Origin of the sequence: Tepidibacillus fermentans (assembly GCF_004342885.1) — a bacterium.
Taxonomy (GTDB): Bacteria; Bacillota; Bacilli; order Tepidibacillales; family Tepidibacillaceae; genus Tepidibacillus; species Tepidibacillus fermentans.
Genome location: NZ_SMAB01000008.1, coordinates 12,430 through 32,221, shown reverse-complemented (window position 1 = coordinate 32,221; position 19,792 = coordinate 12,430). Strand labels below are relative to the sequence as shown.

The 19,792-nt window shown below is 36.4% G+C and carries 15 protein-coding genes; 6 read left to right on the top strand and 9 right to left on the bottom strand.

The annotated features are described in order from the left end of the window. Window positions 1-155: 155 nt before the first annotated feature. The 3 genes from EDD72_RS06695 to EDD72_RS06685 are packed head-to-tail and all read left to right on the top strand — an operon-like array spanning window position 156 to window position 4,417. A complete protein-coding gene (locus tag EDD72_RS06695) occupies window positions 156-1,775 on the top strand; it encodes a methyl-accepting chemotaxis protein (RefSeq protein WP_132768577.1) in 1,620 nt (539 codons plus the stop codon). Window positions 1,776-1,819: 44 nt separating this feature from the next. Further along, window positions 1,820-3,730, top strand: a complete 1,911-nt coding sequence (locus EDD72_RS06690) for a DUF294 nucleotidyltransferase-like domain-containing protein (protein ID WP_165894993.1) — start codon at window positions 1,820-1,822, stop codon at window positions 3,728-3,730. A 3-nt stretch (window positions 3,731-3,733) separates the two neighbouring features. Further along, window positions 3,734-4,417: a 3'-5' exonuclease gene (locus tag EDD72_RS06685; protein WP_132768573.1), complete on the top strand. Its 684-nt coding sequence runs from the start codon at window positions 3,734-3,736 to the stop codon at window positions 4,415-4,417. A 32-nt stretch (window positions 4,418-4,449) separates the two neighbouring features. Here the strand turns inward: EDD72_RS06685 and EDD72_RS06680 are convergent, their stop codons facing one another. Together EDD72_RS06680 and EDD72_RS06675 are read right to left on the bottom strand one after the other, a co-directional pair. Further along, on the bottom strand, window positions 4,450-6,228 hold the full coding sequence (locus tag EDD72_RS06680) for an ATP-binding protein (protein ID WP_132768571.1): 1,779 nt from the start codon (window positions 6,226-6,228) through the stop codon (window positions 4,450-4,452). A 111-nt stretch (window positions 6,229-6,339) separates the two neighbouring features. Then, on the bottom strand, window positions 6,340-6,810 hold the full coding sequence (locus EDD72_RS06675; protein WP_132768569.1) for a low molecular weight protein-tyrosine-phosphatase: 471 nt from the start codon (window positions 6,808-6,810) through the stop codon (window positions 6,340-6,342). 369 nt (window positions 6,811-7,179) lie between these two features. Between EDD72_RS06675 and EDD72_RS06670 the strand changes: the two genes are divergently transcribed. Then, window positions 7,180-8,058, top strand: a complete 879-nt coding sequence (locus EDD72_RS06670; protein WP_132768567.1) for a complex I NDUFA9 subunit family protein — start codon at window positions 7,180-7,182, stop codon at window positions 8,056-8,058. A gap of 15 nt (window positions 8,059-8,073) precedes the next feature. Here the strand turns inward: EDD72_RS06670 and EDD72_RS06665 are convergent, their stop codons facing one another. The 5 genes from EDD72_RS06665 to gltC form a co-directional block, all read right to left on the bottom strand. After that, entirely contained in the window at window positions 8,074-8,847 is a 774-nt protein-coding gene (locus EDD72_RS06665; protein ID WP_132768565.1) for a patatin-like phospholipase family protein, read from the bottom strand. 59 nt (window positions 8,848-8,906) lie between these two features. Continuing rightward, window positions 8,907-10,421 carry a hypothetical protein gene (locus EDD72_RS06660; RefSeq protein ID WP_132768563.1) on the bottom strand — a complete coding sequence of 505 codons (1,515 nt, stop codon included), beginning with the start codon at window positions 10,419-10,421 and terminating at the stop codon, window positions 8,907-8,909. Between the two features lie 58 nt (window positions 10,422-10,479). Then, window positions 10,480-12,588 (bottom strand): efflux RND transporter permease subunit, encoded by a 2,109-nt coding sequence (locus tag EDD72_RS06655; RefSeq protein WP_207893660.1) that lies wholly within the window; start codon window positions 12,586-12,588, stop codon window positions 10,480-10,482. Window positions 12,589-12,740: 152 nt separating this feature from the next. Beyond that, a complete protein-coding gene (locus tag EDD72_RS06650; RefSeq protein ID WP_132768561.1) occupies window positions 12,741-13,418 on the bottom strand; it encodes a helix-turn-helix domain-containing protein in 678 nt (225 codons plus the stop codon). Window positions 13,419-13,507: 89 nt separating this feature from the next. Beyond that, window positions 13,508-14,410 (bottom strand): glutamate biosynthesis transcriptional regulator GltC, encoded by a 903-nt coding sequence (gltC, locus tag EDD72_RS06645; RefSeq protein ID WP_132768559.1) that lies wholly within the window; start codon window positions 14,408-14,410, stop codon window positions 13,508-13,510. A 205-nt stretch (window positions 14,411-14,615) separates the two neighbouring features. On the opposite strand from gltC, the gene gdhA reads away from it, so the two are divergent. Then, window positions 14,616-16,010 (top strand): NADP-specific glutamate dehydrogenase, encoded by a 1,395-nt coding sequence (gdhA, locus tag EDD72_RS06640; protein WP_132768696.1) that lies wholly within the window; start codon window positions 14,616-14,618, stop codon window positions 16,008-16,010. Window positions 16,011-16,101: 91 nt separating this feature from the next. After that, on the top strand, window positions 16,102-16,185 hold the full coding sequence (locus tag EDD72_RS13090) for a hypothetical protein (protein ID WP_424565539.1): 84 nt from the start codon (window positions 16,102-16,104) through the stop codon (window positions 16,183-16,185). Window positions 16,186-16,379: 194 nt separating this feature from the next. On the opposite strand, the gene EDD72_RS06635 is transcribed toward EDD72_RS13090, so the two are convergent. Both EDD72_RS06635 and EDD72_RS06630 read right to left on the bottom strand, forming a co-directional pair. Next, window positions 16,380-17,828: a tryptophanase gene (locus tag EDD72_RS06635; protein WP_132768557.1), complete on the bottom strand. Its 1,449-nt coding sequence runs from the start codon at window positions 17,826-17,828 to the stop codon at window positions 16,380-16,382. Window positions 17,829-18,102: 274 nt separating this feature from the next. Beyond that, window positions 18,103-19,764 carry a diguanylate cyclase gene (locus tag EDD72_RS06630; RefSeq protein WP_132768555.1) on the bottom strand — a complete coding sequence of 554 codons (1,662 nt, stop codon included), beginning with the start codon at window positions 19,762-19,764 and terminating at the stop codon, window positions 18,103-18,105. Window positions 19,765-19,792: the final 28 nt, after the last annotated feature.

Sequence of the window (19,792 nt, the reverse complement as noted above, 5' to 3'; positions counted from 1 at the left end):
AAGCTAATAAATGTTTGCTAAAAGAGATGACCTTTTTGTCATCTCTTTTTTTTTTTATATCAAATAAAATTCAGAATATTAAAAATATAATGAAGGAAATTTTACTTTTATCCAGAATTTAATCATATAATAAAACAAAAAAAGGAGAGGTGGTAATGAATCAAAAAAAAATTCTTCAAAGCAAACAAGCTAAACAAGCACTAAAAAAAGTTGTTCAGATCGGGGAAAAGCTTTCTCCTCTTCTTGAAAAAGATCCAGCACTTATCACAAATGAAAAAGTAATTCGGAATCTTTTGGATCAGTCTCTAGAAAAAGATGAATATTTTGTTATCGTTGATGAGAATGGTTGGGGAAAAATTCATACCAACCGACTGCGAGAGGGTATGCTTTTTAATGATGAAGTTGGGCTAAAATCAGCCAAAACGAAAGAACCATTATTACAAATCTATCAACGAAATACAGGGGAAATCATGATCGATGCCTCCTGCCCTATTTATCAAGATCAAAAGCATTCTTATAACTTAAGATTAGGGCGAATTGTCAACAAATCATATTTACATACATTCCTTTATGCGTTAGGATTGTTACCCTTGTTGGTGACTTTCGTTAGTTTGTTCCTCTTTGGCTTTGACAAGATCTTTCTTTCCCTTCTTCTGGGAATGATTAGTTCTCTCATTTTTTCTACGTGGTTTCAAATATCAATGGTTAAATCTGTAGAAGAATGGCTTAAGATCACCAGATTCATTTCTACAGGAAATCTAACAAAAAGAGTAAAGAAAACGTTTTGGCGAGATCAATTTCATCAAATCGGATATGAATTAAATAAAATCGCAATCGGTATCCATTCAATCTTAACTGAGTTAAAAAATGCTGCATATCACACGAAATCATTTATCATGAAACAAGCAAAATATACGGAGCAATTATCTGGATCATTTCAAGAACTAACAGCTACAATGGAAGAATTTAGTGCTGGAACTGAGACTCAATTACAATCTCTCGCTAATATGGAACAAAATATTCAAGATGTACTTCAGATCACCAAGTCTATTCAATCTTCCATTCAAACGAGTGTTGAACTCTCGCAAAACGCTTCAATTACTGCAATGAATGGTACAGAAGCTGTACAACAAACTTCAAACCAAATGGAAAAAATAAAGAAACTCATTTATGATTCATCTCTTGCGAGTCATAGAATGAACCAGCGAATAACAGAAATATCACAAAAAGTCTCTGCGATCACCAAAATAGCGAAACAAACCAATCTTTTGGCACTAAACGCATCGATTGAAGCTGCTCATGCAGGAGAAGAAGGCCGTGGATTTGCCGTAGTCGCGGAAGAAGTACGGGATTTAGCAGAAGAAACAACAAGCTTTGCAAAAGAGGTTCTTGATCTCTTAGAACAAGTAAACCATGAGAGTAAGATGTCACTAGAATCCGTTGAGCGCGGGGTAGAAGAGATGGAAATAGGAATGAACATGGTGAAAAAAGCTGGAAATGCCATCACTCTTCTTAACGATGTTGTCATCAATACAAAAGATAATGTATTACAAAACAAGTCTCAATCCTATCAATTAATTGAACATAATCGAAATATAGAACGCTCAATTCATGAAATCATGCAGATTTCTCACTCGTTTACGAATGCCGCTAAAGAAGTAAGTCTAACGATGGAACAACATAGTCATGATGTCATCCAACTAGCAAAGGATGCGGAGAATTTGAAAAATCAAGCATTATCTTTAGAAAAAATCGTAAACCGATTTGTACTATAACATAAATCATGTGCGATATAAATTATAAATTAGGGGGGTTATTTGTGGAAAATTCGTTACTTCCATTTTTAAAAGGCATACCTCTATTTTCCCATTTACCTGATGAGGATATTCAGAAAATAATTTCTGTATCTAAACAAGCTCGGTTCACTGATCATCAAATTGTAGTAAATCAAAACGATAAACAAATAGATCATCTTTTTGTTGTTTTAAATGGATTAGCCAAAAATATTATCATCAATGAAGACCAAGAAGAGATCACAATTAAAACCTATGGTAAAGGTGAAGTTTTTGGACTGATTCATGCGATGTCAGGAGAAGGGTTCTCTTATACGATCCGAGCTGCTCATGAAGTAGAATTTCTGTTAGTTCCTTTGACAATTTTTGAATCATTAATGTCAAAATATCCATTTTTTATGGAAGAAGTGGCTCGGTTAATTACCCTTCGCCTTCGTGAATTATATAAACAGTTAGAAAAAGAAACATCCATAGCTTTTAGTAGCATACAAGGATCCCCTTATCGGAAAAAAGTGATTGAATTCATGAGTCAACCTATCCTTACTTGTCAGAAAGATGATTATCTTTTAGAAATAGCGCAAACCATTCTTGACCAAAGAGTTGGGTCAATCATCGTTCTTAATGAACATCAATCTCCAATTGGTATTATCACGGAAAAAGATTTGATTAAAGCTTTTACTACTCTATATCAATATCACCAAGGCAGGGAATGTAAGACTTTTGTTCAGGCAGAAGAAGTGATGACATCCCCACTTATCACTATTTCCCCTGATGCTTTTTATTATGATGCTTTACATCTCATGTTAAAACATAACATTAAACACTTACCTGTTGTTGATCAAGAAACTGTAATAGGGATTGTTTCCACCAAAAATTTAATTCATTCCTTTTCGAATCATAGTTTTCGCTTGATCAAAGAAATTGAATCGACGACTTCGTTAGAAGAACTTTTGCCAATGAAATCACAAGTCAATCAAATGCTACAAGAAATGATCCAACAACATGCTACTCCTAAAGAATTAGCCGCCATTATTACAGAGATGAATGAACGGGTGACGAAGAAAATCATTTCGTTTGCTGAAAAAGAGATGATAAGGGATGGGTATGGTACTCCACCAGTATCTTTTTGTTGGTTAAGTCTAGGAAGTGAAGGGCGTAAAGAACAAACCTTACAAACGGATCAAGATAATGCCATTGTTTATGCCGATGTCCCAGAAAAAGAGGAAGAAAAGGTTGATCAATATTTTACAAAATTAGCTGAAAAGATTGTCACCTACTTAGACCAATATGGTTTCCCCAAATGTACAGGTGGAGTCATGGCAACCAATCCTAAATGGAGAAAGAGCCTTAGTCAATGGATCAACTCGATTCATTTATGGTATCAAAAACGCAGTCCAGATATGATTCGCCAATTTACTATTTTCTTTGATTTTCGTCCGATTTATGGAGATTATTATCTAGCTGAACAAATTCGAAATGTTTTCCTCGATCAATCACAGCCACCTATTTTCCTTCACTTACTTGCTGAAGATGAATCGAGAATTGAAGTCCCAATCAATCGTTTTGGTCGATTTATAACCAGAAAAGGAGAACATCAAGGGAAAATCGATATGAAACATGGTGGGATCCTGCATATAATCAATGGCTTACGAATGTTAGCTTTTAAATATGGAATTATGGAAACGAGTTCTTGGGAAAGAATTGAGGCATTAAAAGAAAAAGGAATACTCACTTTCGATGAAGCAGATGAAATTACTCAAGCCTTTGATGATTTCATCATTTTGCGAATAAAATATGTTGATTCCTTTATCGATCCTCACCATTTATCAAAAAAAGAACGGATTCAACTAAAAAAAGCATTAATGACAGCCCGTTGGTTTCAACAATGGTCCATTCGTCATCTGGCAATGCCTGGTTCACATTTGAGGGGGTTTTAATGTATGGCATTGTTAAAGAAAAATCATCAACTTTTTCATGAGATTCAACCATTACTCATTCCTAAAAAAGAAATGGTCGACCCTGATCATCGCTTAAAAGAAATCGAATATGTCGTCTTTGATACGGAGACAACAGGTTTTCATCCTTATGCAGGGGATCAGATTATTGCAATAGGGGCAGTCAAGCTTGTCAGAGGGCAAATCACAGAAACATTTCATACTTATGTAAACCCTTTAAGAGAAGTTCCCAAGGAAATTGAAACTCTAACAGGAATCACGAACCAACAATTAAAAGATCAACCTTTGATTTTAGATGCAATATATCAATTTCTGCAATTTGCTTATCAATCCTACTTAGTTGCGCATGGTGCCGATTTTGACCTTCACTTTTTAAATATAGCTCTTAAAAAACACACAGGGTTGAAAATACGACATCCCATTATTGATACCATGAATATCGCTTTTCATCTCCTTCCAAGGTTAGATTCTCATCACTTAGACCGATTGTTAGAATTTTATCAGATTCCAATTGTCGATCGTCATACCGCACTTGGCGATGCAAAGATGACTGCTAAACTTTTTCAGTGTTTATTACAACAATTGGAAGAAAAGGGAATTTCAACAGTGGGAGCATTAAAAAGGAGCATGCCAAGCGTATGCCGACAAGCTCCTTATCTAAAATTTTAAACTTTGTAAAAAAACAATAGTCTAGCGAAGGTTTATTCTGATTTTCTATTTTGATTGGTTATTGGAAGATGAATCGTAAATGTTGTCCCTAAGCCTTGTTGACTATCTACCGTGATCTTCCCATTTAACTCTTGAATGATTCGATAGCTGATCATCAAACCTAAACCAGTTCCCTTCTCTTTCATTGTAAAAAAAGGTGTACCTAACTTTTCAATGGTTGTTTTATTCATCCCGATTCCTGTGTCTTGGAAAATGATCTCAATTTGCTGATTTGTCATCTCATATCGTGTTGAGATAGTTAGGGAGCCCCCATGTGGCATTGCATCGATTGCATTTTGGATGAGATTGATAAAGACCTGTTTGATAAAGGTTGGATCAAGCACCGTTTTTGGAATGGGCATTAAATTTTTATCAATTAGAATATTCTTCATTGGCATTTGTGATTCAAACAGTAATAATACTTCATCAATCACTTGATTAAGATCGGTCGGTACATTATGAAACGAAGTGTTAGGTTTTGCAAAGGTTAGAAAATCAGTAATGATTCGATTTACGCGATCGATTTCTTGAAAGATAATGGGGAAATAAGGTTTATCCTGCATTATTTTTTCTTCTTTCATGATTTGGAGAAAACCTCGAATCGTGGTAATGGGATTGCGAATTTCATGAACAAAACCAGCTGCCAACTCCCCAGCTGCTTTCAGCTTTTCCGATCGAATCAGTTGTTTTTCCCGCTCTTTTAGTTGTTCTGTCATAAGGTTAAATGTATGGTTTAATTGATTTAATTCTTGATATGTATCTAGATTTAATGGTTTCACCTTTTTCCCTTTCGCAAAATCAGAAGTTGCTGCTACCAACTGATTAATTGGTAAAACAATTGATCGAGCCAAAGGAATTACAGCTAGTATGATCAATGTCAACATGACACCAAATAAAATGAGATATTTTATTAATAGTTGTTTTAATGGAGCATAAAATTCATCTTTGGCTACAGAAACACCAATATACCAATCCTGTTGGAATCCCTTTGTCGGTTTAATACGAGTAAAAGCATTCACCGTATTTCCCGTAGTCGAATAGAATATTTGTTTGTTTTTACTAAGCTCCTCTAATTGATTTAGATCAAGATGGTTCTTCTTAAAGAAATTTTCTTTTAAAATTTTTGCTCGGTTAGGGTGTGCGATATAGTCACCATTCCTATTAATTAAGAACGCATAAGCAGATAAATTCACATTTTTGCTTTCATTCGCAAATTGATCCATCGTTTTATATAATTGATTAAGATTGATTGCCGGGGAGACAACCCCAATGATCTCTCCCTTTTGACTGGTGATCGGACCAACTAATGTTAAAAGGGGTTTATTTAAAGCAGGAGATAAGTAAATATCTGATATATATATATTTCCATGAATTGCAGGTTGAAACCAACTTCGTTTACTTAAATCTTTGCCGATGACTCCTTCATTGGTATCATAAATAACGATCCCTTGATCATCGGTTAAGATTGCACCCTCATAAATGGTATGAATCTGAACGAATTTCTTTAATTCTCTCTTAATATCCTCTATAGAAGCATTGTTTTTTTTTAATAACTCATTTTCTTGTAATAGGTTTACATCCATTAATCGTTCTGAGATAAAATTCTCAATTTCAACAGCTAGATTATTAGATAATAGAAATAAATTCTGATCCATTTCTTTTGTTAATGATTCTTTATGCGCTTGGTAGGAGATATATCCGACAAAGATCATCGGGACCATACTAATAAACAGAGCAAAAAGCAATAAACGAGAATATAATGTCTTCGCCATTCAATATAATCCTTCCATAATAAGTAGTATATCTGTATCTGTATCTATCTTTATTCTAATTAAACATAAATTCGACATAGTTCTACATTTTCCTGCTTTTTTTAAAAAAGGTTATATTTCTTGGCGTTCCCTGATAAAATCCAGCAAATGTTTACACCCTTTTGTCACCAACTGATACACATAGTCAAACCGGCCAGTATAGTAAGGATCTTCAATATCTTTTTCATTTAAATGAGGAACGAAGTCAAGTAATCTTGCAATATACCCTGTTTCTTTTCCACCTGCCAATTGCCGTAATGAATCCAAATTCCCCTCATCCATTGCAATAATATAATCAAACTCTTTTAAGTCGCTTGGACGAATTTGCCTTGCAAAAATTCCTTTGTAACTAATTTGATACTGGTCAAGAATGCTTCTTGTACCATGGTGAGGTTGTTCGCCCTCATGCCAATGACCGATACCTGCTGAATCAACGGTGATTTTGTCTCCTAAACCTTCTTTCTTAACCATATCGCGAAAAACAGCTTCCGCCATAGGTGAGCGGCAGATATTCCCTAAACAAACAAATAATACTTTAATCATGCTATACCTCCTAGATGGATAAATCTATTATTATTATTATAATTCTTCACTAGCATTGCCCTTAATTAAATCATAATGGACACGTCCTTTCACTTTTATTGTAAAGGACTTAACTTATCTATGCCCATGAAACTATACTAACATCAAATCAATATGATGAAAATATTTATGAAAGATCATATCCTTATAATCTGACACATCGTTTTTGAATATTGCTATTATTTCGAATTATTAGATTAAAATCAAGGATATTTTAAATGAAGATGGCCCAATGTAAAAAATGTTGAGGTAATACAAACTGTTGGCAAAATATTCAGAAATATAGTACGATTTGTTTAAAAGTATGAATTGGATTCTGGAGGACTTATTATGAAAGTGTTTATTACAGGTTCTTCTGGTTATGTCGGCTATAAAGTCATGCAATCAGTTCTTGAACATGGACATGAAGTTGTTGCTTTAATCCGTTCAGTCGAAGGGCAGCTACTATATGAACCACGAGTCACTTATGTCTATGGTGATATTACTGATCCTCAATCTCTTTCAGGTGTAATGGATGGTTACGATGTTGTCATTCATTTAGTTGGAATTATTCGTGAGGTCTCTAAAAAAGGGATCACGATGAATAGGATACATGTAGAGGGAACAAGAAATATTGTTACTGAGGCCAAAAAAGCTGGAATCAATCGTTTCTTGCACATGAGTGCACTAGGTGCTAAGCAAAACTCACATACAGCCTACCATCAATCAAAGTGGGAAGCTGAACAAATCGTGAGAGAATCAGGACTATCATATACGATTTTTCGACCATCGGTGATTTTCGGTGAGGGTGGACCAGGTCCAAACTTTGTTAACCAATTACGTGATTTAGTCAAAAATGCCCCAATTGTACCTGTCATCGGGGATGGTTCTTCTTTACTTCAACCAGTATCAATCAAGAATGTAGCTGACGGATTTGCAAAGGGGGTAGAACTAAAGCAAACAATAGGCAAAACCTATGAGCTTGGAGGACCAGAGCAAATCTCTTATTTGAAAATCCTAAGCTTGATTGCGGATTCACTAGATAAAAGACTTAGAAAAATTCATGTTCCTATTACGCTAATGAAATATATTGTTCCAATCATGGAAAAGATACCACAATTTCCGATTACCAATGATCAACTTACGATGTTACTAGAAGGGAATATTACAAGTACAGCGGAGACGTATTACAAGGATTTTGGAATCGAACCCATTCCTTTTGAAGTATAATAGTCAAGTTAAGATTTATTTTAACAATGAGATCACTTCATGAATTTTATTTTGAGCTGCTCGTTCTCCTGCTTCTATACATTCACGAATTTTTCCAATGTCAAACGCTAAAATATGTCCAACTTCTGGTCGAATCACTACATCCGCATATTTAAGATTTGTTCGTCGTTGTTCTGTTGTCATGATCGTATATGACCGATAAATGACTTCCAAAAGATTACGAGGTTCTTGTTCTTCATGTTCTTTTTCAACATCAACGGCGACAACTATGTCTACACCAGCTGCACGCAATAAATCTGCTGGGAGGTTATTCAAAACTCCCCCGTCTACCAACACCATATCTTTATAATGAACAGGGGCAAAAATGCCTGGCACTGATGTAGTCGCCCGTATTGCTAAAACAAGACTATCTTTTTCAAAAATAAAAATATTTCCTTTAATCAAATCCACAGATACAGCACGAAAGGGAATCTTCAGGTCTTCGATTTTAAGATCTCCAAGTCCTTTTTGTTCCAATAATTGAATGAGTGTTGAGTAAATTTTGTTTCCGGCAAAAATTCCACGCTTTAAAATGCCAATATCGATTAACCGATAGGATGGAGTTGAAAGAACAAATTCCTCAATTTCTTCAATATCGATTCCCGCGGCAACCAATCCACCTATGGCACCACCCATACTGGTACCAACAATAAAATCAAGGGGAATTTGATACTGTTTAAACACTTTTAACACGCCTATATGAGATAAGCCGCGTACCGCTCCACCCCCTAATGCGATTCCCACTTTCATGCTGATTCTTTCCTTTCGTTACTAAAAATTTGTAGATCTTTTATAATTATGCAAAATGCTTAAAATAAATTTGTAAAAAATTTAATGATTTTACCTAAGAATGAGGTACTTTCCACTTTCTTATTCTCCGTTGTTCCAATTTTTTTTTGCTCTGGTAATCCTTTTGCTTGTTCTTTCTTTATCGCATCTGTTTTTAAGATGAAACGTACTTCACCATTTGCTCCCTCTGGTTTACCAAGAAATGTATTATATTGTTCAGCAGCTGCTTTGGATTGATCCAAAATTGCTTCTCCTTCATATAGTTTATCCAATCCAGTGATCAATCCACTCTTCATTTCAGCGACTCCACCCGACAATTTCGTGATTCCAGTTCCAAAATCAAGAATCCCTTTCTCCAATTGATCTGCACCAGTCGCTAACTGATCCACTCCATTTTTCGATTGATTTAATCCTTCATTCATCGTATTTAAACCAGGAAATGGTTGTCCTTGCAACATTCCTCCATTAGCTAGTACCGTTAACATTTGTTGCTCTCCTTGAACCGCTTGAAGAAGCATCTGTAAACTTTGATCTTCTGGTTTTTGTGCAGCTAATTGTTGTGCTATAGCAAGAATTTGCTGATTCGTATCGAGCGACTGCTTCAAAAGGGCAGTTTGCGCCTGATTTACTTGAATCAGCTGATTAATCCCTTGTGATAGTCCATTTAAACCATTCTTTAACTGACGATGACCATTTGCTAATTGAGTCGCCCCATTGCCAAATTGCTCTAACGCGGTAGAAATTTGTTGAACACCACTAGTTAATTGTTCCAATTGTCCTTTTACTGGCACTTCTGGTACTGAAGGGAGTTTTGGAATAATAGTAATCGTTATAGGTTCAAGTTCAATATCTGTCCCCTTCATTTCAAAGGTTATCGTTTCTTCAGGATTAGGTACAACCATCCAGGTCGCATTTATCTGTTTTCCTGTCATCACTGTGATGGCATCCCCAAGTTTCATATCTGTAAAATGATCACTTGGAATATTAATCGATACAAGGGACAACATTGGTGTCACTAGATCTGTCTTTATGCTTTGCTTTGCTCCATTGTATCCTTGATAAGTTATCGTTTTATTTTGATTAAGATGATTTTTTAACTTTACTTCAATTTTAACCGTACCGTTTTTCCCCGCGATGGAGGCAGCATCCATTTTTTGCCCATCTAGATAATAGCTAATGGATACATCAACCGGGAGTTGTTGGTTGGTTTCACCAGAATAATAAATAGACTTTTCGCCATTAACTTGAGTATTCCAGATAATTTGTCCATCCTTTACCGTAGGTTTCTCTGTACCACTCACATTTTTGAGATTTTTTAACTGTCCAATATCCTTCACGGTTACATTTCCATTTCCCCTTATTTGCAACCAATCGACAACAATCGATTTCTTCACTGTACCATCAGGATTAAGCAAACTATAAACGGTTTCTCGATCGGTCACATCTGTAGAAGATGCAGCAAAAGTTCCAGTTACGGGCGTTAAGAAAATGATAGAAGCCGTTAATACAGGGATTGCTTTTTTTATCACTTTCATGTTCATTTCTCCTCTCCATATATGTTGATTTCACAAAAACCGTTGCCGATTCAAATCATTATTTTGCTAAATCAATAGATTCTATTGTCCTCTTTTGTTGCTTTTTAATTGTTTTTTTTGGCCAGCCAAGCGTTAGTTTTGATGTAAATGTTTCTAATGTAAGCAATACGGCTGGTAACAAGATAAGAATGACAGCTAAAGAAATAATCGCACCACGAGCAATCATAAATGTTAAGTCCCTCAGTAAACTAATGTCAGAGAATATATAAATTCCAATCACTGCAGCAAATAAAGCAAGAGCGCTACTTAAGATTGCTTTTCCACTCGCTTTTAAAGCCCGATACATCGCTTCTACCTTTGATAAATTTTCTAATTCCTCTTTATAACGGGTCACTAGCAAAATGGCATAGTTGATCGTACTTCCAAGTTGAATCGCACCGATGGCGAATGAACCGATAAACGGCATCGAGCGTCCAAGGTAAAAATCAAGTCCTTGGTTAAAATAGATGGCTAACTCAATTCCACCCACCAATATCACCGGCAATGCAATCGAGCGAAGGGCTAAAGCAATGATTAATAATACGGCCACTATAGAAATCAAATCTACTTTTTTAATGTCATCTTGTACAGTTTTTGTTAGATCGTTTTGTAACACCGATTGACCTGTGAGATAGATATGACCTTCATAGGGTTTAATCATGTTATTGATCTGTTGAATCGCCTGAGTGGTTCGTTCGTCATACGATCCATACTCCATTTGTACCAACATATAAATGTAATTGTCCCTCATAAACATCGTTTTTAAATTTTCAGGAATAAATTCTGTAGGAATCGTTGGATCTGCAAACGTATCATAGCTAATTACCTTCTTGATCCCATCCATATTCTCAACTTGTTTTTTTATAGTGATCCGATCTTGATCAGAAAGAGTCTGATCCATAACCAAGAAAGCCGAATCAGTAGATGGGAAATCTTTTTTAATAACATCCAGATTCTTAATTGAATCTAAACTCTTTGGCATAAGTTGATCGATATCATAAATAACATTGACGTTTTTCAACCCAATGACTGCTGGAATAAACAATAGCAAAAAGACGACAAATATCACTTTATATTTACGAGTCACCACTTGGGCCAATCGTTGAAAACTAGGGATAAACACAGGATGTTGCACTTTTTGAATCCACTTATCAAATACTAAGATTAATGACGGCAATAATGTCAAAATCAATAAAACGCTAAATATTACACCTCTTGCCATTGTAATCCCTAAATCTTGACCAATCCCTAATGCCATTGGAACCATGGCAAGGAAACCAGCTACTGCTGTTGCCGAACTCGCCAAAATAGCCAATGCTGTACGTTTAATCGCAACGATCATCGCTTCATTCTTTTCTTTATTCTTGCGTTCTTCTTCATATCGATGAACGAGAAAAATGGAAAAATCCATTGTCACCCCTAGTTGCAAGGCTCCAGCAATCGCCGCAGTGATATATGACATTGAACTACCAATATAATATGGGAAGCCTAAGTTGTAGATGATGGAAACCCCAATTGAGAAAAGAATAGGGATGATAAACGACGGCAAGGTCAATCCCAAAAGCACCAAAATAAATCCAATTCCTGATGCCGAATAAACAAACATTTCACTTTCAAGCAGTTGGCGTAGTTCGGTTAGCATAGGTGGAGTACCCGCAAAGTATACATTTGGCCCTAGAATTTTTTTAATTTCTTGTACAGAATGATAGGTTTTTTCCGACGCAGCTTCTTCTTGAAATTGAATCTGCATCATTGTGCTATCATTAGCGTAAAATTGATTAACCAAATCTTCTGGTAAAAATTCACGAGGTAAAGTAAGATCAGCCAAATCGGTAATCCAGTTGACCGTTTCCACGCCATCTACTTTTTCTATTTTTTCTTTTAAATTTTCCACTTCTACATCTGTTTTATTTTTCACCATCAATATACCTGTACCGCCATATCCAAACGTTTTATTCATAATGTTTTGGCCTTGTACAGAAGGAAGGTTTTCTGGAAGATAAGCAAAAATATCATAATTGATTGGTGTTCTCATCATTCCAATCAAGGCAGGAAATACAAGGATGATAGAAAAGAGAATAATAAATAGTTTACTTTTCACTACGAATTTTCCAAAAGCTTCAAGCATAGAAATCACCTACCCAAAGAAATAAAATTTTTAGCTTTTTCAAACCACTAAACGTATACCACCTCCTCTGATTGATCTTTCAATAAAAACAAAAATAACACAAAAGACCCAAAAAATAATCTAACAAATGGTCAAGTAATATACCTTGACCATTAAGCAAGAGCTTCATTTAGAAAATGAGAGAGCATTCTCCTCTCATCCTCAGAAAGGTCATTGATCGTTTTTAGAAACTTTACGACCAAATCAGTGGTTTCAATGCCTATTTCATGATTCATTGTTTGGATGATTGTACCAACCACCGTCCCTACAAACATAGTGACTCCCATTTCATTTGTTGGAGCATTATGAACCATGCGTTTGATTAATGACTCGATTTCTCCTCCAATATTTTTAAGATAAACAAGAAAAAGTCCAATAATATATGCACTAAATGATATTTGAACCTGAACTTTTGAAATTTCTTCTAACATCTTTTCAATCGTAGTCCGAAAACTATAATGGTGTTTATTATTCAAAAATTCATAAATGTTCTTTTTTATTTTATTCCATTCCTCTTGAGATATGTTATCAGAATGCTTAAAATCAAATAGGTTTGTAGCCTTTGTTGATGGTTGAAAAACAACTTGGGATCGCCCTTTTTCACCAGGATTCACTGAGTAACCACGGATGAGATAGCCATTTTTTTCGAGTTCCATCATCATATCGTATGCTGTCCATTTACTGACGCCTATCACTTTTGCTAATGTCTCATAATGAACTGGTACATTTGTTTTTTTGTACAGATCGATTATTTTTTGCAGAAATTGCTTGCGGCGTCCAGACAAAATCATTTCATCTCACCCCAAAAAACCAAAATATACTTCGTTAAAATATTAATCGAATCCAAACTGATTGTCAATTTTATTCAAGTCATATTCTACTACTCAAATCTACTTAAATCAGCGTAATATCTTTTTAAAAAATCATAAAATAGTTGTTCTGACGGCGAAAGCTTTCGTTCTTTAGAAATAATCATACCTACCGTACGTGTTACCTTTGGTTCACTAATAGGGATCTTAACCGTTGTTCTAGGAATATTATCATAAAGGGTTATCTCTGGCAAAATAGTAACACCTAGCCCTGCTGCGACTAAACCTTTAATCGTATCCGTATCATCTCCTTCAACAGATACCTTAGGTTCAAATCCGATTTGTTGACAAGCATTTACAACAATCTTTCGTAATATAAATCCCTCTGGAAACAATACAAACGAATCATGACGTAACTGACTTAACTGGATAGAGGAATTATTCGCCAAAGGATGACCAGATGGAAGAAGTGCAACCATACTCTCTAAAAAAAGGATGTGAGTTTTTAATTGCTTTTCATTTCTTGGAACAGGTCCTAGTAATGCTAATTCAATCTCTCCTTTTATCACCGAATCGATTAGATTGCGATAAGAACCTTGGCGGAGTTGAAATTGAACATGTGGAAATCTCTCTCGGAATTCAGAGATGACCGTTGGCAACATATAGTTAGCAAGACTACTAGGAAAACCCACACGTATTGTTCCTCGCTCCGGATCGAGAAATTCTTCGATTTCTAATTTACCCTTTTCGATCACTTTTATCGCTTGTTGCATATATTCAAGAAATATTTTCCCGATATATGTAAGCTTCACGTTCCGTCCTTCACGGATAAATAACTTAACCCCTAATTCTTCTTCTAAATTAGCGATTTGACGGCTAACAGCTGATTGAGCAACGTTTAAATGATAAGAAGCTTCTGTTACATGTTCCCGTTTTGCAACTTCTATGAAATATTCGATCTGTCTTAACTCCATCTTCTTCCTCACCTTCCGCATTCATCTCAATTCGGCATAAATGTTATCTAAATTTTATATTGTTTCGATAAATTTGAAAATATAAAATTCAACTATGAAAGATATATTCTTAAATTAAAGCTATACCGTATAAAAGTAAAATTTGTGAAAGTTTGAACTTATGAAGGATTTTCAAGTAAATAAAATGGATTGGGGAGATGATGTTATGGTAATGACTTATAAAAATATTGAACAAAACGAAAATAAAAACCTTACACGAGCTAGGATGTATGTCAATCATGTGTTTGAGACTGTAAAAAGGCGTAACCCCAATGAAAGTGAGTTTCACCAAGCTGTAAAAGAAATTCTAGATTCGCTAGTACCTGTATTTGAAAAACATCCTCAATATATGGAAAACGGTATTCTTGAAAGAATTGTAGAACCTGAAAGAATGATTATCTTTCGTGTACCATGGGTCGATGATCAAGGAAAAGTGAGAGTGAACCGCGGATTCCGTGTACAATTCAACAGTGCAATTGGGCCTTATAAAGGCGGCCTTCGATTCCATCCATCCGTAAACGCCAGTATCATTAAATTCTTAGGTTTTGAGCAAATATTTAAAAATTCATTGACAGGGCAACCTATTGGTGGTGCAAAAGGTGGTTCAGACTTCGACCCTAAGGGAAAATCTGATCAAGAGATTATGAGATTTGCTCAAAGCTTTATGACGGAGCTTTATAAATACATCGGACCAGACACAGATGTTCCTGCTGGAGATATAGGTGTTGGTACGAGAGAAATTGGTTATCTATTTGGCCAATATAAACGAATTCGAGGAGGGTTTGAAGCAGGTGTCTTAACTGGTAAAGGTCTAGAATATGGTGGTAGTCTAACAAGAAAAGAAGCTACAGGTTATGGCACTGTCTATTTTGTTGAAGAAATGTTAAAGTCAAAAGGATTAAGCTTTGAAGGAAGCACAGTCGTTGTATCTGGCTCTGGAAATGTGGCCATCTATGCCATTGAGAAAGCCCAACAATTAGGCGCAAAAGTGGTCGCTTGTAGCGATTCGGATGGTTATATTTATGATCCCAATGGAATTGATTTAGAAACGGTGAAAAAACTAAAAGAAGTCGAACGAAAAAGAATTAGTGAGTATGTCAAAGAACATCCACATGCAGAATATCATGAAGGTTGTTCAGGTATCTGGAACGTGCCCTGTGATATTGCGTTACCATGTGCAACACAAAATGAAATCAACGAAGAAGCTGCATTAATCCTTGTCAAGAATGGAGTAAAAGCAATTGGTGAAGGTGCCAATATGCCTTCCACATTAGAAGCCATCGATGTATTTCTAAATAATAAAATACTCTTTGCTCCAGCAAAAGCTGCTAATGCAGGTGGTGTAGCCGTATCCGCTTTAGAAATGGCACAAAACAGCATGAGATATGCTTGGTCTTTTGAAGAAGTCGACGCGAAATTAAAGGAAATTATGACCAATATCTATAAGAATAGTGTTAAGGCAGCTGAAGAATATGGCCATCCTGATAACCTTGTCGTAGGTGCTAATATTGCCGGATTTCTAAAAGTGGCTAATGCGATGATGGCAGAAGGAATCATCTAAAATAAGTTAATTAGACCCACACCCATGATGTGTGGGTCAGCAGCTCTTCGACTACGCGATTCAATTCAAGAAGTTGAAGCCGTAGAAATGGTTGTCAGCCAATCAAATCATTGCTGTAAAGCTTCCTGACACGGGAGAATTCAGCTATTGCAGTGTCCTCGGTGAGATGGGTTAATACAAGAGATAAAAAAGCATATAATGGAGTTCAATTTTTTCCCATCAAAATGAATAATAGGAACTTTAAGCAAGTCCGAAATTAAGCCATGAATCAATGCTATAGGTAAGAAAACGATGATGCTTAGTAGGTTATGAACACATTAAAACAGCTTCTCTTCTTTAAGAGAAACTGTCTAAGGATTGTCATTTAACTTACAAACTATCTCCAAAATCCGCTTTAAATTTATTTACTAATTTAGATGGCCAATCAGAAGTCGCAGTCAATCTTCCAAAGAAGAAACGTAAAACCTTTGGCTCATCGACAAACTTTAAGCCCCCAATTAGATTCCGATTTTCATAAAGCCATAAGATACGGTCGATGGCATATTTCACTTGGGATAATGTAAAAACCCGTCTAGGCATGGCAAGACGTAAGAGTTCCATATTGGCCAATGTTTCATTTCCGTTTTCGTCTCTTTGTTCCGATAGAGTTCCTCTTTCCATTCCACGAATACCGCTAACAATATATAGTGCAGCAGCAAGCGCACCAGCGGGATATTCGGTTTGCGGAAGATGATCGACAAACTCCATTGCGTCAATATGACATCCCAATCCTCCTGCCGGTGTGACAACAGGTACCCCTTTTTTCTGAAGCTCTTCCACCATATATGCAATAAATTGTGGACCTTGATTGATCATATTTTCATCCATCGTTTCTTCAAGCCCTACCGCTATAGCCTCCATCTCACGAACAGACATTCCACCATAAGTGAGGAACCCTTCGTAAAGGGTGACGTACTCACGCATTTTCATATAGATCTCTTTACTATTGGTGCAGATCCCCCCACCTCGTGCAGATCCGAGTTTTCTTCCAGAGAAGTAGATGATATCTGAGAGATCTGCTATTTCCCGTGTAATTTCCCGAATGCTTTTTGTTTTGTATTTTTCTTCTCTTTCCTTAATAAAATAAAGATTATCTGCTAACAAGCTCGCATCTAATACGAGCAAAATGCCAAACTCATCACAGACTTTACGAACTTCATGCATATTTTCAAGCGAAAAAGGCTGGCCACCAATTAAATTCGTACCCGCTTCTAAGCGAACAAATGGAATTTTTTCAGCACCATATGTTTCTATCAAATCTCTTAGTTTAGCAATATCCATATTTCCTTTAAAAGGATAATCACTTCGAACCTTTAACGCCTCATTCGTAAATAGTTCTTTAACAGAACCACCATTTAACACAATATGTGCTAGGGTTGTGGTAAAATGATAATTCATTGGAATGATTGAACCTTTTTCAACAAAGGTTTGAGCAATAATATTCTCACAAGCCCTCCCTTGATGAGCAGGTAAGAAATACTCTTTCCCAAATATTTCTTTAATTTTATTCTCTAACCTCGTAAAAGTTTCAGAACCGGCATAACTATCATCCGCTTCCATCATAGCCGCTTGTTGCTTATCACTCATGGCATTGACACCGCTATCTGTAAGCATATCTAGATAAACATCGCGGTTTTTTAAAAGAAATGTATTATATCCTGCTTCTTCTATTGCTTTTACTCGTTGCTCGATTGGGGGTAAATTTAACTTCTGTACAATTCGAACCTTATGCATCTCTAACGGAATCTTTTCTTCATTATAAAACTTAATATTCAACATTTGCTTCCACTCCCATTTCTTTATTTTTAGTTGCTTTTGCGATTTTCAGCTTTTAAACTAAACAGCTTTAAAGTAACATAGTATAAATTCATTCTAACGCAGATTGATCTTTTTTAAAAGGAAAAAATACATTGTTTTCCAAAGCTAATAGGAGATCAAGACAAGAGCAAAATTAGAGCCCTTCCAGTATTGGAAAGGCTCTTGTATGTGTGCCCAGTGGATTGCATCAACAAAATAAAGCTATTATCATTTGCATTCAAAGTTAGGCAACCGCCTACTCACATTCAATCAACTCACGTACAGAATTCCTGCCAGCAGCCTTTGCCTCATACATCATGTTGTCTACCTTATTCACCAATGAGTCAACCGTATCTCCCAAGCAGTAACTAACCACTCCGAAGCTGGCAGTAACTCTGCCCACACCCGGTATGTCCATACGGCTTAAATTTACCCGAAGTTCTTCCGCTAAACGTGCCGCATTTTTTACCGTTGTATCCGGCAGAAGTATAATAAATTCCTCTCCGCCCCAGCGAACCAGGATATCAATTTTGCGGATCCGATTTTTAATCATTTCAGCTATGCGTTTAAGGACCAAATCACCGGCGTTATGGCCGAAGCGGTCATTAATGCTTTTGAATCGATCTATATCCAACATGACCAAGGAAAACTTGTTTCCGTTCCGTCTAGCGCGCTCAATTTCTTCTTCTAGTTTTTGTATAAAATAGCGGCGGTTATAGGCATTTGTCAAAACATCGGTAACAGATAACGAACGCAACTCCTCTTCCATTTTTTTATATTTTGTAACATCATTAGCATAATGAAGAAAAATATCTTCCCCCAGCGGGATCCACCAAGTATCCCAGATTGTACCTGACAATTCGACTTCGCTGTTTAACGGTTCGTTTCTATCAAAGGCTTCGTCTGCACGACAGAAATAGCATTTTGTTCCGGGCAGTGGTGAACCTGATTTTTCAATTGCCTCCCTGTATTTATCCGGAAGATTTCCCCCGCTAAGGACTCTTTTCCAGCAATAATCACCAACTTTTGTCTCAAATAATGATACTGCCGCTTTATTCTGTGCCAATATGCGCCGCTCCCTTGAAACCAGCCAAGCCGGACTGGGGATAGCCTCCAGCATCAAGCGTTGCTGATCCTCTTTGCGTCTTTTTTCCTCTTCTAATTGTTTCCTTTCGGTTAGATCAACCACAAGTGCCATGCATAATTTTTCTCCTTCGTAATCGAAAAGCTGTAAATTTATTTCCACAGGATACAGGGAACCGTCCTTTCGACGATGTACTGTGTTAAATTGGATCTGCTCCTGCTCCCCGCTGACCAGCGGATTAAGTAGTTCTCTGAAGCTCTGCAGGTCAAGCTCGGGCTTAAGATCAAGGGGAGTCATGGTCTTCAGCTCTTCGATTGTATATCCAAGATTTCTTCTTGCAGCGCGGTTTACTGTTACGAATTTTAGGGACTTCGGATGAAAAACATAGAGTTCATTCAGGGAGTTTTCAAAAAGCCACTCAAACATCCTAGCATGGGTATTTGCTTCATGTAGTTTTATAGCCATTTCCACAGTTGACAGCAAGACAGCCTTGTCCGTATTTTTTAACACGAACCCATAAGCCCTAACCTCTTTTATTTTCTCAATAATTTCCTCGGATGTGTTGGCAGTAAGAAATACCACGGGGATATTCCTTAATTTAATTATTTTTCGCGCAGCCTCTATCCCGTCCATTTCCCCTGCCAATTCGATATCCATCAGAACTAGGTCTGGTGGAAAGCCGCCACTTATCTTTTGCACCGCTTCTTCCCCTGTCGTGACGATTTCCGTCTCATAGCCGTTTTTGTTTAGATACTCAGCGACGACCAAGGCAGTTAAGCGACTATCTTCCACCAGCAGTATCTTTTTCTTTTTCTCGCGTATATTTTTACGCATTTCTTATCACCTGCAATTATCCCTTTAC

Coding starts and splice junctions, on each gene's coding strand:
- gdhA (WP_132768696.1), top strand. CDS start 14,616: ATGGTAATGACTTATAAAAATATTGAACAAAACGAAAATAAAAACCTT.
- EDD72_RS06635 (WP_132768557.1), bottom strand. CDS start 17,828: ATGTTGAATATTAAGTTTTATAATGAAGAAAAGATTCCGTTAGAGATG.
- EDD72_RS06680 (WP_132768571.1), bottom strand. CDS start 6,228: ATGGCGAAGACATTATATTCTCGTTTATTGCTTTTTGCTCTGTTTATT.
- EDD72_RS06665 (WP_132768565.1), bottom strand. CDS start 8,847: ATGAAAGTGGGAATCGCATTAGGGGGTGGAGCGGTACGCGGCTTATCT.
- EDD72_RS06650 (WP_132768561.1), bottom strand. CDS start 13,418: ATGATTTTGTCTGGACGCCGCAAGCAATTTCTGCAAAAAATAATCGAT.
- EDD72_RS06675 (WP_132768569.1), bottom strand. CDS start 6,810: ATGATTAAAGTATTATTTGTTTGTTTAGGGAATATCTGCCGCTCACCT.
- EDD72_RS06670 (WP_132768567.1), top strand. CDS start 7,180: ATGAAAGTGTTTATTACAGGTTCTTCTGGTTATGTCGGCTATAAAGTC.
- EDD72_RS06695 (WP_132768577.1), top strand. CDS start 156: ATGAATCAAAAAAAAATTCTTCAAAGCAAACAAGCTAAACAAGCACTA.
- EDD72_RS06685 (WP_132768573.1), top strand. CDS start 3,734: ATGGCATTGTTAAAGAAAAATCATCAACTTTTTCATGAGATTCAACCA.
- EDD72_RS06655 (WP_207893660.1), bottom strand. CDS start 12,588: ATGCTTGAAGCTTTTGGAAAATTCGTAGTGAAAAGTAAACTATTTATT.
- gltC (WP_132768559.1), bottom strand. CDS start 14,410: ATGGAGTTAAGACAGATCGAATATTTCATAGAAGTTGCAAAACGGGAA.
- EDD72_RS06660 (WP_132768563.1), bottom strand. CDS start 10,421: ATGAAAGTGATAAAAAAAGCAATCCCTGTATTAACGGCTTCTATCATT.
- EDD72_RS06630 (WP_132768555.1), bottom strand. CDS start 19,764: ATGCGTAAAAATATACGCGAGAAAAAGAAAAAGATACTGCTGGTGGAA.